Annotated in this window: 16 protein-coding genes; 2 read left to right on the plus strand and 14 right to left on the minus strand. The window is 41.5% G+C overall.

The genetic code is table 11. The annotated features are described in order from the left end of the window. Positions 1-123: 123 nt before the first annotated feature. The 12 genes from V3595_RS14170 to spoIIM form a co-directional block, all read right to left on the minus strand. Positions 124-1413 carry an NCS2 family permease gene (locus V3595_RS14170; protein ID WP_485907969.1) on the minus strand — a complete coding sequence of 430 codons (1290 nt, stop codon included), beginning with the start codon at positions 1411-1413 and terminating at the stop codon, positions 124-126. A 289-nt stretch (positions 1414-1702) separates the two neighbouring features. Then, positions 1703-2470: an RNA polymerase sporulation sigma factor SigF gene (sigF, locus tag V3595_RS14175; RefSeq protein ID WP_034308137.1), complete on the minus strand. Its 768-nt coding sequence runs from the start codon at positions 2468-2470 to the stop codon at positions 1703-1705. A 13-nt stretch (positions 2471-2483) separates the two neighbouring features. Further along, on the minus strand, positions 2484-2924 hold the full coding sequence (gene spoIIAB / locus V3595_RS14180) for an anti-sigma F factor (RefSeq protein ID WP_034308139.1): 441 nt from the start codon (positions 2922-2924) through the stop codon (positions 2484-2486). 1 nt (position 2925) lies between these two features. Beyond that, the gene (gene spoIIAA / locus V3595_RS14185; RefSeq protein WP_034308142.1) at positions 2926-3276 is read right to left on the minus strand and encodes an anti-sigma F factor antagonist; all 351 of its coding nucleotides are present in this window, start codon (positions 3274-3276) and stop codon (positions 2926-2928) included. A gap of 131 nt (positions 3277-3407) precedes the next feature. Beyond that, positions 3408-4574 carry a D-alanyl-D-alanine carboxypeptidase family protein gene (locus V3595_RS14190; protein WP_485907844.1) on the minus strand — a complete coding sequence of 389 codons (1167 nt, stop codon included), beginning with the start codon at positions 4572-4574 and terminating at the stop codon, positions 3408-3410. Positions 4575-4780: 206 nt separating this feature from the next. After that, a complete protein-coding gene (locus tag V3595_RS14195) occupies positions 4781-6085 on the minus strand; it encodes a pyrimidine-nucleoside phosphorylase (RefSeq protein ID WP_137016106.1) in 1305 nt (434 codons plus the stop codon). A gap of 66 nt (positions 6086-6151) precedes the next feature. Next, a complete protein-coding gene (locus V3595_RS14200; protein WP_485907847.1) occupies positions 6152-6964 on the minus strand; it encodes a purine-nucleoside phosphorylase in 813 nt (270 codons plus the stop codon). Then, positions 6965-8167 carry a phosphopentomutase gene (deoB, locus tag V3595_RS14205; RefSeq protein ID WP_101222474.1) on the minus strand — a complete coding sequence of 401 codons (1203 nt, stop codon included), beginning with the start codon at positions 8165-8167 and terminating at the stop codon, positions 6965-6967. Positions 8168-8469: 302 nt separating this feature from the next. Then, on the minus strand, positions 8470-9363 hold the full coding sequence (xerD, locus tag V3595_RS14210; RefSeq protein WP_101222475.1) for a site-specific tyrosine recombinase XerD: 894 nt from the start codon (positions 9361-9363) through the stop codon (positions 8470-8472). Positions 9364-9368: 5 nt separating this feature from the next. Beyond that, positions 9369-9596 (minus strand): YqzK family protein, encoded by a 228-nt coding sequence (locus tag V3595_RS14215; RefSeq protein ID WP_057914302.1) that lies wholly within the window; start codon positions 9594-9596, stop codon positions 9369-9371. Between the two features lie 160 nt (positions 9597-9756). Further along, complete coding sequence (gene fur, locus V3595_RS14220; RefSeq protein ID WP_101223459.1) at positions 9757-10215, minus strand: ferric iron uptake transcriptional regulator; 459 nt, start codon at positions 10213-10215, stop codon at positions 9757-9759. 119 nt (positions 10216-10334) lie between these two features. After that, on the minus strand, positions 10335-10982 hold the full coding sequence (gene spoIIM / locus V3595_RS14225) for a stage II sporulation protein M (protein WP_057278761.1): 648 nt from the start codon (positions 10980-10982) through the stop codon (positions 10335-10337). A 138-nt stretch (positions 10983-11120) separates the two neighbouring features. On the opposite strand from spoIIM, the gene V3595_RS14230 reads away from it, so the two are divergent. After that, a complete protein-coding gene (locus tag V3595_RS14230; RefSeq protein ID WP_485907850.1) occupies positions 11121-11684 on the plus strand; it encodes a GNAT family N-acetyltransferase in 564 nt (187 codons plus the stop codon). Between the two features lie 38 nt (positions 11685-11722). Here the strand turns inward: V3595_RS14230 and V3595_RS14235 are convergent, their stop codons facing one another. After that, complete coding sequence (locus V3595_RS14235; RefSeq protein ID WP_485907852.1) at positions 11723-12904, minus strand: endonuclease Q family protein; 1182 nt, start codon at positions 12902-12904, stop codon at positions 11723-11725. Then, on the minus strand, positions 12905-13456 hold the full coding sequence (locus V3595_RS14240; protein ID WP_485907854.1) for an NUDIX hydrolase: 552 nt from the start codon (positions 13454-13456) through the stop codon (positions 12905-12907). Between the two features lie 75 nt (positions 13457-13531). On the opposite strand from V3595_RS14240, the gene mciZ reads away from it, so the two are divergent. Next, positions 13532-13693 carry a Z-ring formation inhibitor MciZ gene (gene mciZ, locus V3595_RS14245; RefSeq protein WP_485907856.1) on the plus strand — a complete coding sequence of 54 codons (162 nt, stop codon included), beginning with the start codon at positions 13532-13534 and terminating at the stop codon, positions 13691-13693. The last annotated feature ends 54 nt before the right edge of the window (positions 13694-13747 follow it).

Consider the following 13747-nt stretch of genomic DNA (forward strand, 5'->3'; position numbering starts at 1 on the left):
AGTAGTATGGATTGGAAGCAGTTTGAAAATGCAGGAAGTGAACCATGTCCAAATATTACTAATTTGAAAACAAAAAAAGACACGCTGCAATGACAGCATGTCTTTTTGATTTACATTCATATATTAATGAGTGGGGAAGAAAATCAGCTGAACCAAAAATATCAATCCAAAAATATAAATGAGCGGATGTACCGATTTTCCTTTTCCACTGAATACCTTCATAAGGGGATATGTAATGAACCCGATTGCAATCCCTGTAGATATACTTGAAGTAAGCGGCATCGTTAAAATGATCGCAAATGCCGGAAATGCCTCATCGAAAATTTTCCAATTGACTTTAGCGAGCCCTTCCATCATGAAACATCCCACGATGATCAATACAGGAGCTGTGATTGCTTGAACTGAAGAAATTGCCGATATCAATGGCGAAAAGAAAATCGATGCAGCAAACAAGATTGCCACGACAGTAGCGGTTAATCCCGTACGTCCGCCTGCCGCCACTCCAGTGCTCGATTCCACATAGGCAGTCGAAGGGCTTGTACCAAACATCGAGCCGACCGTAGTCGCAATCGCATCACCTAAAAAGGCTTTCTTGGCACGAGGGATTTTCCCATCCTTCGTTAGTCCTGCCTGTTCTGTCACGCCAATCAAGGTTCCTGTCGTATCAAAGATCGTCACAAGTAAAAAGGCGAAAACAATTGAATATAAAGAATTCGTGAAGACCCCAGCAATATCGATATCGAAAAATACCGGTGTTGGAGGTACAGATAAGACCCCATCGAAGTTGAGCAAACCGATAAAGTAGCCAATGATTGCCGTAATGATCATACCAATGAAAATTGCCCCTTTTATATTACGGGCCATAAAAATCAAGGTAATGAATAAGCCTGCTAACGCTAAAACAGTTCCAGGCTGATGCAAATCGCCAAGCGTCACCATCGTTGATTCATTAGGCACTACGATTCCAGCATTTTTCAATCCGATAAAAGCAATGAATAAACCAATTCCGGATGTGATGCCATATTTTAATGAGTCAGGAATCGCATCAATTATCATTTTACGCAAGCTTGTCACGCTAATTAATAGAAATAGCAAACCAGCAATGAAAACCGTACCGAATACGGTCTGGTATGAAAGGCCCTGTGCCCCCACCACGCTGGCAAAATAAGCATTCAAACCCATCCCTGGTGCTATCGCAATCGGGTATTTTGCAACGAGCCCCATGATAAGGGTACCAATCACCGCTGATATGACCGTTGCCATGAAAACTTGTTCAAATGGAATTCCGATTGAAGACAATAAAGCCGGATTCACAATAAGAATATAAACCATAGTTAAAAATGTCGTAACACCCGCCATGACTTCTGTACGGACATCCGTCCCATTTTCTTTCAGGGAGAAAAACTTTTCCATAAACATATTTTAGACCTCCAGATCTAAAGGAAACACCGACAACCGTTTGCACGAAAAGACAAGGTGTCCTAATATTGTACTGCATCGACGTTTTTCCTGATCATTTTTCATCGAAAGAAAGATAAAAAACGAATGAGAAACGCGACCTTTACTATAATATTCGTTTTTATTCCTAAATTCAACTAAAAATTCGACCCCATTCATATTTTCATCCTACCTGATAAGGAATCACTTTTACTTTTTCCTAAAATCAATATTTATTTTCAGCTCAATAAAAAAACCACATGAATCACTGATTCATGTGGTTTTTCATTTGCTGAAGAATCTTCTTTTCCAGCCTTGACACCTGAACTTGGGAAATACCAAGCCTTGCCGCCACTTCCGATTGCGTCTGATCTTTATAATACCTCAGGAAAACAATCAGCCTTTCACGTTCATTCAATTCATGTATGGCTTCTTTCAAAGCAATTTGATCGAACCAGGATGTTTCATTATGGTCGGCAATCTGGTCAAGAAGAGTAATCGGATCTCCATCATTTTCGTAAACCGTTTCATGGATGGATGAAGGGCTCCTGCTAGCTTCTTGGGCCATGATGATTTCCTCTGGCGACAGCTCTAGATGTTCCGCCAATTCATTGACAGTCGGAACACGGCCATACGTCTTTGAAAGTTCCTCTTTGGCCCTGCGAATTTTATTCGCCATTTCCTTTAATGACCTGCTTACTTTAACCGTTCCGTCATCACGGATAAAACGTTGGATTTCACCAATGATCATAGGCACAGCATACGTTGAGAATTTCACTTCAAACGATAAGTCAAATTTATCCACGGATTTCAACAGACCAATACAGCCTATTTGATAAAGGTCATCCGGTTCGTAACCTCGATTGAGGAATCTTTGCACTACTGACCATACAAGCCTCAGATTGCTATTGACAATCAGATTCCTCGCATCTTGGTCACCGCTCTGGCTGCGTTGGATTAAATTCCGCAATTCCTCATCTTTTAAATGGGGCTGGCCTTTCTTGCTCTTCTCGTTTTTAACCTCCACATCCATATGCAAGTCTCCCTTAATTGCACAAAGCTCTGCTTGTAGTTAAGTGCTTTTTTAATCGAATGATCGTGCCTTCGCCCTTATGGGAAATTATATTGATTTCATCCATGAAGTTTTCCATGATGGTGAATCCCATACCGGAACGTTCAAGTTCGGGTTTTGTCGTAAATAACGGCTGTTTAGCCTCTTCGACGTCTTCAATGCCCAGTCCTTCATCCCGGATGGTCAATTCCACAGTATCGCCTTCGATGACCACTGAAATGTAGACCCAACCTTCCGGGTCACTCTCATACCCATGGATAATCGAATTCGTAACGGCTTCTGACACGACAGTCTTGATCTCTGTCAATTCATCCATCGTCGGGTCCAATTGGGCAATGAATGCCGCAACAGTTACCCTGGCAAAAGATTCATTTTGGCTAAGTGCAGAAAATTTCGTTTCCATTTTATTTTTCATCTTAGGCAACCCCCAGTCTTTGCAAAGCGTTTTTTTCGGATAGTTCCATTTTAACAATTTTAAACAACCCTGACATCTCAAATAACCGCTTTACTGCTGGAGAAATTGCACAGACCACCATTTCACCTTGCTTTTTGTTTACCTGCTTATAACGCCCCAAAATAACTCCGAGTCCTGAACTATCCATAAAATCCAATTCTTCCATGTTGAGGATGATATGCTTGATATTATGCTTTTGAATGGCTGCCTCTGCCTGATTTTTCAATTTTTCTGCTGTATGATGATCTAAATCACCTTTGAGACGAATGCACAATACGCGATTTTTCGCCTCCATATTAATCGTAAGACTCATTATATACAGCCTCCTTCACTGTCTTATAAAGAGTCAAATTCTCTTTTTCACCTGCCGATTCCTCCTTACTAGCAAAACTAGTGGAGTTTCGCCTAAATTAGTACGATTAACAGGCAATGCGACAATTTATTCTATTTCGCATGGGTAAACATGCCGAAAGCCCGTTTATACAATTGCCACCAGCTGGCATTTTCAACAGTTTCCTTCGCAACAATCGGAGATTCGACATACACCTTACCGTTTTTCTTCAATTCAAGCGTACCAATTTCTTCACCTTTTTTAATCGGGGCATCCAAATCTTTATCAAGCGTGATTTTTTTTGTAAAGTCCTTTGCCGTTCCGTTTTTGGCTGTCAAAACTGAAATAGGTTCACTTGTGACTCCCACCACGGTTTTCTTTTGTCCTTTACTTACCTTGGCTTCACCTAACACCTCGCCGCGTTTATAAATCGGGTATGTGATGTATTGTGAAAATGCATAATCTAACATCTTGGTGACCTGAGCGTTTCGTTCCTTAGGGGAAACGGCTCCGAAAACGACGGCAATGACACGCATATTCCCTTTTTTGGCAGTAGCTGTCAAACAATACTTCGCTTCATTTGTGAATCCTGTCTTCAGTCCATCGACCCCAGGGTAAAATTTCACTAATCTATTTGTGTTGACAAGCCAGAATTTCTTTTCGGTATTTTCACGGAGATAATCTTCATATGTACCCGTGAACCTTGTAATCGTATCGTATTTCAATAATTCCTTCGCCATGATCGACATATCATGTGCCGAACTGTAATGATCTTTAACAGGAAGGCCTGTTGCGTTTTGGAACTTTGTATTTTTCAAACCAAGGTCTTTCGCCTTTTTGTTCATTTTCCTAACAAACTCTTCTTCCGACCCAGCTAGACGTTCAGCCATTGCCACCGATGCATCATTCGCCGAACCAATCGTGATGCCCTTGAGCATTTGTTCTGTGGTCATTTCTTCACCTGGCTCGAGGAAGATCTGGGAACCGCCCATCGACGCTGCATACTCACTAGTCCTGATTTTCTCCTTCATGCTAAGTTCGCCTTTATCAATCGCTTCCATGATCAGCAGCATCGTCATGATTTTCGTCATGCTTGCCGGTGAAAGACGATCGTCTGCATTTTTATCATAAAGAACAGTACCTGTATCCCGTTCAATCAAAATAGCGGATTTAGCATTTGCCGCCAATTCGACTCCTTTTTCTTCAGCTGCTTTTGTATGCGGGATGCTAAAACCCATTGCTACCAATACGGTTAAAAATAGAGAAAGAATCCGCTTCATCTCCATACCCTCCAATCTTTATAGAATTTATTTTTTCCATTAAACCCATTTTTATACAAATAAAGATGAATTTTGAACATATACTGGATATAGGGTAACAAAGTGAACCAAATTAAAAGAGGATGCGCATGGGCATCCTCTTTTAAACTTTCAATGAAATAAACGTAAAAAGGCCGCTCAAAAGCGCGGCCTTTTTTGGAAAATATTTATTCCATGATCTCTTTATAGATCAATGTAGGTTTTTCTACTTTCTCTTTTGAAATCGCAATGCTTTCATACAATTTTTCTTTTACCTTTGAAACATCTTCAAAGTTGCTGTAAATCGTCACAAGGGATTCACCTTTTGCCACGGTTTCCCCGATTTTTTTACGAAGTACCAGTCCGACTGCCAAATCAATCTCTGATTCCTTAGTCGCCCGCCCGGCACCTAACAGCATGGCTGCCGTTCCTACTTCATCAGCGATGATCTCCGATACATATCCGTCCTCTTTCGCTTCCAGCTCGAAAGCATGAGCAGCCTGCGGCAGTTTTTCCGGCTGATCCACAACTGATCCATCGCCTCCCTGCGCTTCTAGGAAAACCTTGAATGAGTTAAGTGCAGAACCGTCCTTAATCGCATTTTCCAGCAAGGTTCTTGCTTCTTTTAGAGAACTTGCCTTTTTGGCAAGGTATACCATATGGCTTCCTAGTGTTAAAGAAAGTTCCGTTAAATCTTCCGGTCCTTCTCCTTTAAGTGTATCGATGGCTTCCTTCACTTCTAAAGCATTTCCGATTGCGTAACCCAACGGTTGGCTCATATCGGAAATGACAGCCATCGTATTTCGCCCTACATTGTTTCCGATGCTAACCATTGCATGCGCCAACTCTTCGGAATCTTCAAGTGTTTTCATGAAAGCGCCCGCTCCCGTTTTAACATCAAGTACGATTGCATCAGCACCAGCGGCGATTTTTTTACTCATGATCGAGCCAGCAATCAAACCGATACTGTTAACGGTAGCCGTAACATCACGCAATGCATATAGCTTTTTGTCGGCTGGAGTCAGGTTACCACTTTGTCCAATGACAGCTATCTTATTTTTATTAACAAGTCGGATGAACTCGTCATTTTCTATTTCGACATGAAATCCTTTTACAGACTCCAACTTATCGATCGTTCCGCCTGTATGGCCAAGACCGCGTCCTGACATCTTTGCCACTGGAACACCTACAGCAGCAACCAATGGTCCAAGCACTAATGTTGTCGTATCACCAACACCGCCTGTTGAATGTTTATCGACCTTAATTCCTTCAATCATCGATAAATCAATTTGATCTCCTGATTCGACCATTGCCATGGTTAAATCAGCACGTTCCTGCTCATTCATGCCTTTGAAATAAACAGCCATTGACCAAGCGCTCATTTGATAATCCGGAATCGATCCGTCGGTAAACCCTTTGATGATGAACTGTATTTCTTCTGTAGTAAGTGCCTTTCCATCACGCTTTTTCTCGATTAAATCTACCATTCTCATATTAGAATCCCCACTTTTTTAAGGACACCGCTTCTCTTTAGGTGTACTTGTATTTTTTGGTCCGTTTTATATGTCTTTAACGATGTGCTTAACAAATTCCAGAAAGCTGCTTTTCACTTTTTCCGTCGTTTCAATTACCTCTTCATGCGATAAAGGCTGATCCAGAATGCCTGCGGCCATATTGGTAAGGCATGAGATTCCGAGCACTTTCATATCGCTATGCCTTGCTACGATAACTTCCGGAACTGTCGACATACCAACTGCATCCCCGCCAAGGATCCGTGCCATTTTCACTTCTGCAGGTGTCTCATAGGTCGGTCCTGTATTCCCGATATAGACACCTTCTTTAATATCCAATCCTAGTGAAGCTGCTATTTTTTTCGCTTGTGCCCGAAGGTCTTTATTATAAGCTTCCGACATATCAGGGAATCTAGGTCCGAAACGCTCTTCATTAGGACCAATCAATGGGTTTGCCCCCATTAAATTAATATGATCCGTAATGAGCATCAAGTCACCTGGTTCATAGCTTTCATTAACGCTTCCGGCAGCGTTCGTTACAATTAACTGCTCAACACCAAGAAGTTTCATTACACGTACAGGAAAAGTGACCTTCTCCATGGAGTAACCCTCATAAAAGTGGAAACGCCCTTGCATGGCTACAACTTTTTTGCCACTTAATTGTCCAATGACAAGCTGTCCAGCGTGTCCTTCAACAGTCGATACCGGGAATTCCGGGATTTCGTGGTATGGAATCGTTATGGGATTTTCAATTTCATCCGCCAATACTCCAAGTCCGGAACCAAGAATCAGGCCTATCTCCGGAGAGCCTTCAATTTTACTTTTTATAAATGACGCAGCAGTTTCTATTTTATTAAACATCTATTTAATCTCCCCTAAATTTAGATCGCCCAATATATTTTTCCCGTAGGCAGGCATTTTCACATCAAAGTTAGCAGCGACCGTCGCCCCGATATCAGCAAATGTATCTCTTATCGGGAGTTCGGCACCTTCTGTAAATCGTTTGGAATAGACTAATAAAGGTACATATTCACGTGTATGATCGGTTCCTTCATGAACCGGATCATTCCCGTGATCGGCAGTGATGATCAATAAATCATCCTCTTTCAGTTTATCAAGGACTTCCGGCATCCTAGCATCGAATTCTTCCAATGCCTTTCCGTATCCCTCTGGATCGCGGCGGTGACCGTATAAAGCATCGAAGTCGACTAGATTAAGGAAACTTAACCCTTTGAAATCCTGTTCTACCGTTTGGATTAATTTATCCATTCCATCCATATTGGATACGGTCCTTAATGATTCAGTGACGCCTTCCCCATCAAAGATATCCGAGATCTTCCCGATTGCGAGCACATCATATCCAGAATCTTTCAATTCATCCATTACTGTCCGGTTGAAAGGCTTCAATGCATAATCATGACGGTTAGGCGTTCTTTTGAAGTTTCCTGGTTCACCTGTGAAAGGTCTGGCAATCACGCGCCCAACCTTGAACTCATCAGCCATTGTCACTTCACGGGCAATTTCACAAATCTTGTACAATTCGTCTATCGGGACGATGTCTTCATGTGCAGCAATCTGTAATACGGAATCTGCTGATGTATATACGATCAGCGCACCCGTTTTCATATGTTCCTCGCCGAGCCTTTCAATGATTTCCGTGCCGCTTGCCGGGACGTTCCCAATAATTCCCCGACCCATCTTCGCCTCGAGTTCATTGACTAATAATTCCGGGAAACCATCCGGAAATACACGGAATGGAGTCGATATATTCAAACCCATGATTTCCCAATGCCCAGTCATCGTATCTTTTCCTGTAGAGGCTTCCTTCATTTTCGTATAGTATGCGAGAGGTTGCTGAGCTTTTTCAATCCCCTTGATTTCACGGATATTGCCTAAACCCAATTTTGCGAGAGTCGGCATGTTCAATCCATTCATTCTTTCTGCGATATGGCCGAGTGTATCCGCCCCTTTATCACCGAATAAATCTGCATCAGGTGCTTCGCCAATTCCAACTGAATCCATAACTATTACAAATATTCGATTAAATGCTGAATTCCCTTTCATGAGTCATTCCTCCTAAAATAGTAAATCACTTTTTATACTCTCTATAATACCCTTATTCTGCTCAGTTACTCTTCATTTTAAATGAAACCGTGAGAACGTCAGAAGTCTGACCTCTCTACATTGTAAACGATTACCATGATGGAGACAAATAATATATTTCGGAATAAAACAAAGTGCCAATAGAGCGTGCTTTAGAATCATCAGCAGCCCTTTACCAGTCAAGTCCACACTGAAATAAAAAGGCTGCTCCTTCAACCGCTTCGCAGTTAAATTCACAACCTTTCTATCATTCTACTATTCTTTTATGCTCGCGGATGGAATTTTGAATATACATCCTTGATCCGTACGTTCGTAATATGTGTATAAATTTGAGTTGTCGAAATATCCGCATGACCAAGCATTTCTTGGACGGCACGTAAATCAGCCCCGTTCATCAATAGATGTGTCGCGAAAGAATGTCTTAGTGTATGCGGTGTAATTTCTTTTTCAATTTGTGCCGATTTTACAAGTTTTTTTAGAATCTTCCAAAATCCCTGCCTTGTCAGCCTGTTTCCATGATGATTCAAAAAAAGTGAATCTGTCCTGTGCTTGGGGCTGGCCATTTTTCCCCGGGAACTTTCCATATAATGCTCAATCGCACCCAATGCAGTTTGGCCAATCGGAATGATCCTCTCTTTATTTCCTTTCCCTACACAACGGACAAAACCCATCGATGCATGGACATCACTTACATCCATGGATATCAACTCACTGACACGCATACCCGTCGCATACATCAGTTCTAGCATTGCCTTATCGCGTAAACCGAATTCATCCATTTTCTTTGGGGCTTCCAATAGTGCTTCAACCTCTTCCATGCTTAATACCTTTGGAAGACTTCGTTCCGGTTTTGGTGTTTCTATATGTATGGACGGATCCTGATCGGTTACTTTTTCCCTTAGAAGAAATTGATGAAAAGACCGAATGGAGGCTATATGACGCGCCACCGTCTTCGATGATTTCCCTTGATCCTTCAAATGCACGAGAAAATGCAGGATGTTGACCCGCCGTGAATCATTCCAATCTTCGATGGCTTCAGCCTCTTTCAGAAAGCTCCAATATGATCTTAAGTCACGCTCATAGGAAACGAGCGTATTCTTGGCAAGTCCTTTTTCAATGGTTAAAAAATGAATGAAATCCCTAATTTGATTCTCCATATTCATTACTCCCCGTTTAAATAAAACAACATTAAGCGTTCAAGCCATGCATCATCACCCGTATCAACAGCCTTCGATACTTTTACAGCCATGCCTTTCGGTTCATCATAACGATGATAACTTTGATATTCCTGATTTAACCATACCATTCCTATATAAAAAAGAACAGTGAAGCTAACAAAGAGAACCATCACTTTAGCCGTATGCAAAACAAGCGATAATGATGTTTTCATCATCTTTCCCCTCCCATTCAATCCTTTGTATCAATCTATGCCCAACAGGACAAGTTTTATACGTGTTTCGGAAAGGAGAAAACAAAAACAACTCTTACTTGAGAAAATAGGCTTTTAAAAATGCAGAAAACCTTCTCCATTAAATGGAAAAGGTCCGACTTCATTCACCTTTATTTTCTTCTTTGTCATGACATCGATGACAAATGCCATGAAAGGTTAATCTATGGTCTTTTATCTTGAAGTTCCAGTCGCGTTCCACAATGTCTTCTACGTCTTCAAGTAGGTCTTCCTGAATCTCATCTACCGCACCACATTCCACACAAACAAGATGATGATGGAAATGCGCAGCTCCTTCTTGTCTTAAATCATAACGGGAAACCCCGTCTCCAAAGTTAATTTTATCTACTATCTTCAATTCAGTCAGCAACTCTAGCGTACGGTAAACTGTTGCCAATCCTATTTCCGGCGACTTTTCTTTGACAAGGAGGTAAACGTCTTCTGCGCTTAAATGATCCTCTTCATGCTCAAGTAAAACGCGGACGGTCGCTTCTCGCTGAGGCGTTAATTTGTAGCTGGACGAGTGTAACTGCTTTTTTATCCTATCAATTCTGTTTTCTATTTCCATACCTAATATTCCCTCCCGCGCCGCTATCCTATCCATTATATCAAAAGAGGGAAAACTGTCAAAATAGATTTCTTTTTAATGATAAAAAAATTTCCGCGAACGGTAAATTTCCATCAATGTCCCAATAAACTTACGACATTTTTCATTAAAGAAGGGGATAGGTACGCTTCAAATGCAGCAGCTGTAATCAAAAATAACCCCGACAAAACCAATGAGAAAATATACCGTGAAATTATCGGTTTCAGCGGTTCACGAATCTGCTTAAGGAAAATCCGGCTGATCATTTTCATTGATAGTGAGACGGCAAGGACGGTTATTACGATGAATATCGGGACGATGAATATATTTTGGGGCAGAATAGCGACAAACGATAATAAGAACCCGCTCCATCCCATTTGATTGACTAAAAAGCCGACTGTGAATCCAACAACCATCCCTTTTATAAATAACAAAACCAGGATGACAGGCAAACCGATGACCGATATTCCGAGAATCCAGATGACCCCGATATATTTTATATTATGCATAATACTTTGGCTGAACATATCATGCGAAGAGGCAAATTCACCTTTGGATACTTGTCCGAAAAATTGCGATAAATAATAGAACAGGTCTTCCTTTTGGGTAAAGCTCAAACTATTCACCAATATTGCCCCAAAAATGACACCCATCAAAAAAAGCACAGTGATAAAGACATATAATGAGGAATGTTCGTTAATATGTTTCATTACGGCATTTTGTACGACAGATTTTTTTTTCATCTTTCATCCTCCCAACTCCGCTTACTAGAATCTATGTTTTCACTCTCTCGTTTATGCTAAGAAAACTTACCCATCAGCCGAACACCTTGAACCCATTTTATGTTATAATTTTCCACATCAATGATATGGAGGCAGGATATGAAAGCTATATTAATGGATTTCCCCGAAAAAATTGAAACCCCACGATTATATCTAAGACCTTGTCAGCCTGGCGATGGCCTGGACGTTCACGAAGCCATTGTCCATTCTAAACCTGACTTGAAACAGTGGCTGCCGTTTGCCCATCTAGATGTTTCTTTGGAAACTTCTGAACAGAACGTCCTTAAGTCCTTTGCGGACTTTATTTTAAAAGAGGATATTAGACTCCATATTTATAGGAAAGAAGACGATCAATTCATCGGTTCCACTGGTCTGCACCGTATCAACTGGGATATCCCTAAATTCGAAATTGGCTATTGGATTGATACGAGATACAGTAAACTAGGCTACATAACGGAGGCAGTTGAAAAGTTAACTAAATTCGCCTTTTACCATTATGGCGCAAAACGAGTCGAAATCCGCTGTGACCCTAATAATATTGCCAGCAAACGGATTCCCGAGAAGCTGGGGTATACCCTTGAGGGAATTTTGCGTAATGACTGCCTTAGTGCAGACGGCAAGGAAGCGCGGGACACTTCCATTTATGCAAAAACAACAAACTAAAAAAGCCCTGACAGATCTCCATCTGTCAGGGCTTTTTTTCAGGTTAATTCCTTTTTGACCTTTCCGTACTTTCCTCCGCCCCCCACTTCAAAAGATAGCGTCCCTTTTCTGGCAGAATCGATGTAGCCCGCCAATTTTTCAGGAACGATTTCCTTGAGCTGTTCAAGCGTAACTTCATGTAGGATATTCATCTCTGTTCCAAATGCCACCAGCAGTTTTTCCATGGATTTAGGACCGAGTCCCGGGATGAAATCAAGTGGTACTTGATGGATATACGGCGGCCTTTCCCTACCATTTCTTCCGTCCGTCCCGGAAATGGAGAGCTCTTCAATCCTTGACGATACCCCTTTTATAATGGATTTATTACCGCATTCGGGACATTGTTCACTATCCCTCAATACCTGGTGCAAACACCCTGAACATACAGTTTGATGATACTTTCCCAATAAGGGGTTCAATCCATAATTAACAGTCACCTTACGATTCCCTTTTTCTTTAAGGGCTTTTGCCAGCTCATTGAAACTTGGTTCTTCAAGCAGGACTTTTTGATATTCACGAGCGATTTTCCCAAGCGAATGCGCATCGGAATTTGTTACGAATACATAGGAGTCCAACTCCTCGATATCCTTGACCATTTCTGTATCAGAACTTAAACCAAGTTCGATGGCATCAATTAGCTTCGGATCGAATACTTCAGTCAGACTGGATCTCACCCCTTTTCCATATAAGCTTTTAAATGGGGTGAAAACATGTGCCGGAATAAACAGGCCGCCCAGTGATTTCACGATCTTTTGCAGCGTTCTTCCATCACAATAAATCCTTTGGGAGCTCAAGGTAATATTTTTAACATGTCCGCTCATCCATGAGGAGAATTCCTTCATCGCTTTTATAGTGGGAAAATAAGCGAGGACATGGATCGGTCCATTACAATTCTGATCATAAATTTCAATCTCCGAGCCTGGAATGATGGTTGTATTCTTGTATTGAAGTCCGCCTTCAATCTTCTCCGTGATTTCGCCGTCCAGCATCCCCGCTTCGATTTCTTCGATAATTTCAGGAGAATGGCAATCGATTATCCCGATTAGATCAAGGCCCTTCCTTTCACTTGCCACCTGCAGCACATTGCTGAAGGTTAACGTTTTAGCACCTGTTATTTTCACGGCCCTTCCGCTTCTCGTTCTGCCTATATGGATATGCAGGTCAGCGTAAAACTCTTTCATTTACGATTTCATCGCCTTTTTCAACTGTAGATACTGAACTGCATATGCCGTTTTGGCATCTTTGATCTTCCCTTCATCCATATAAGTTTGAGCTTCCTCCAGCGTGAGTTCAATCATCTCGACGAATTCATCTTCATCAAGCGGGGCCGCATTTTCTTTCTTTTTCAAATTGTGGGCCACATATAGGTGGACCAATTCATCGGCGAAACCTGGGGATGTATAGAAGGATATGATGTGCTCCATTTTTTCACATTCATAACCTGTCTCCTCTTCCAGCTCCCGTTTAGCCGACAGAACCGGTTCTTCGCCTTTTTCCAGCTTTCCTGCAGGAATTTCCACCAAGCTTCTCTCCAGCGCTTTACGGTACTGTTCAACCATGATGATTTTACTTTCTGCCGTGAGAGCTATGATGGCAACCGCTCCCGGATGCTTGATTATTTCACGTTTACCCGTTTTCCCATCAGGAAGCTCTACATCATCCACTTGCAGGCTGATTACCTTTCCTGTGAAGATTTTTTCCGAAGACAGCGTTTTTTCTTCAAATTTTTTCATCCTGACCACTCCTCTGTTCTAATTGCAGCATGATTCCTCATACATTTTACCATAATAGAGATGGAGGGCGATTTAATGAAAGTTTACGTACTGGAAAAAAGCATTACTTTATCCGGAAAGAGTTGGGAAATCCTTCAAAAACTAAAACAATTGCAAAATCAATATGTCTATATCAATGATTGGATAGCCGACATACACGATCAGGTGCCGCCCACTCCTTTAAAACGGATCAAGTGAATTCTTTGAGTGAAATGGATTTCTCCTTTACAATGAAATGTAAGGGAGTGGATA

Source organism: Bacillus sp. CFBP9009, from assembly GCF_036541465.1.
In the GTDB taxonomy this organism is placed as follows: domain Bacteria; phylum Bacillota; class Bacilli; order Bacillales; family DSM-1321; genus Peribacillus.

Bases quoted from the DNA above. Each gene is read 5' to 3' on its own strand.
- V3595_RS14190 (WP_485907844.1), bottom strand. From the start codon at position 4,574: ATGAAGCGGATTCTTTCTCTATTTTTAACCGTATTGGTAGCAATGGGT.
- spoIIAB (WP_034308139.1), bottom strand. From the start codon at position 2,924: ATGAAAAATAAAATGGAAACGAAATTTTCTGCACTTAGCCAAAATGAA.
- V3595_RS14230 (WP_485907850.1), top strand. From the start codon at position 11,121: ATGAAAGCTATATTAATGGATTTCCCCGAAAAAATTGAAACCCCACGA.
- V3595_RS14200 (WP_485907847.1), bottom strand. From the start codon at position 6,964: ATGTTTAATAAAATAGAAACTGCTGCGTCATTTATAAAAAGTAAAATT.
- V3595_RS14195 (WP_137016106.1), bottom strand. From the start codon at position 6,085: ATGAGAATGGTAGATTTAATCGAGAAAAAGCGTGATGGAAAGGCACTT.
- sigF (WP_034308137.1), bottom strand. From the start codon at position 2,470: ATGGATGTGGAGGTTAAAAACGAGAAGAGCAAGAAAGGCCAGCCCCAT.
- mciZ (WP_485907856.1), top strand. From the start codon at position 13,532: ATGAAAGTTTACGTACTGGAAAAAAGCATTACTTTATCCGGAAAGAGT.
- V3595_RS14240 (WP_485907854.1), bottom strand. From the start codon at position 13,456: ATGAAAAAATTTGAAGAAAAAACGCTGTCTTCGGAAAAAATCTTCACA.
- spoIIM (WP_057278761.1), bottom strand. From the start codon at position 10,982: ATGAAAAAAAAATCTGTCGTACAAAATGCCGTAATGAAACATATTAAC.
- V3595_RS14235 (WP_485907852.1), bottom strand. From the start codon at position 12,904: ATGAAAGAGTTTTACGCTGACCTGCATATCCATATAGGCAGAACGAGA.
- spoIIAA (WP_034308142.1), bottom strand. From the start codon at position 3,276: ATGAGTCTTACGATTAATATGGAGGCGAAAAATCGCGTATTGTGCATT.
- deoB (WP_101222474.1), bottom strand. From the start codon at position 8,167: ATGAAAGGGAATTCAGCATTTAATCGAATATTTGTAATAGTTATGGAT.
- xerD (WP_101222475.1), bottom strand. From the start codon at position 9,363: ATGGAGAATCAAATTAGGGATTTCATTCATTTTTTAACCATTGAAAAA.
- V3595_RS14215 (WP_057914302.1), bottom strand. From the start codon at position 9,596: ATGAAAACATCATTATCGCTTGTTTTGCATACGGCTAAAGTGATGGTT.
- V3595_RS14170 (WP_485907969.1), bottom strand. From the start codon at position 1,413: ATGGAAAAGTTTTTCTCCCTGAAAGAAAATGGGACGGATGTCCGTACA.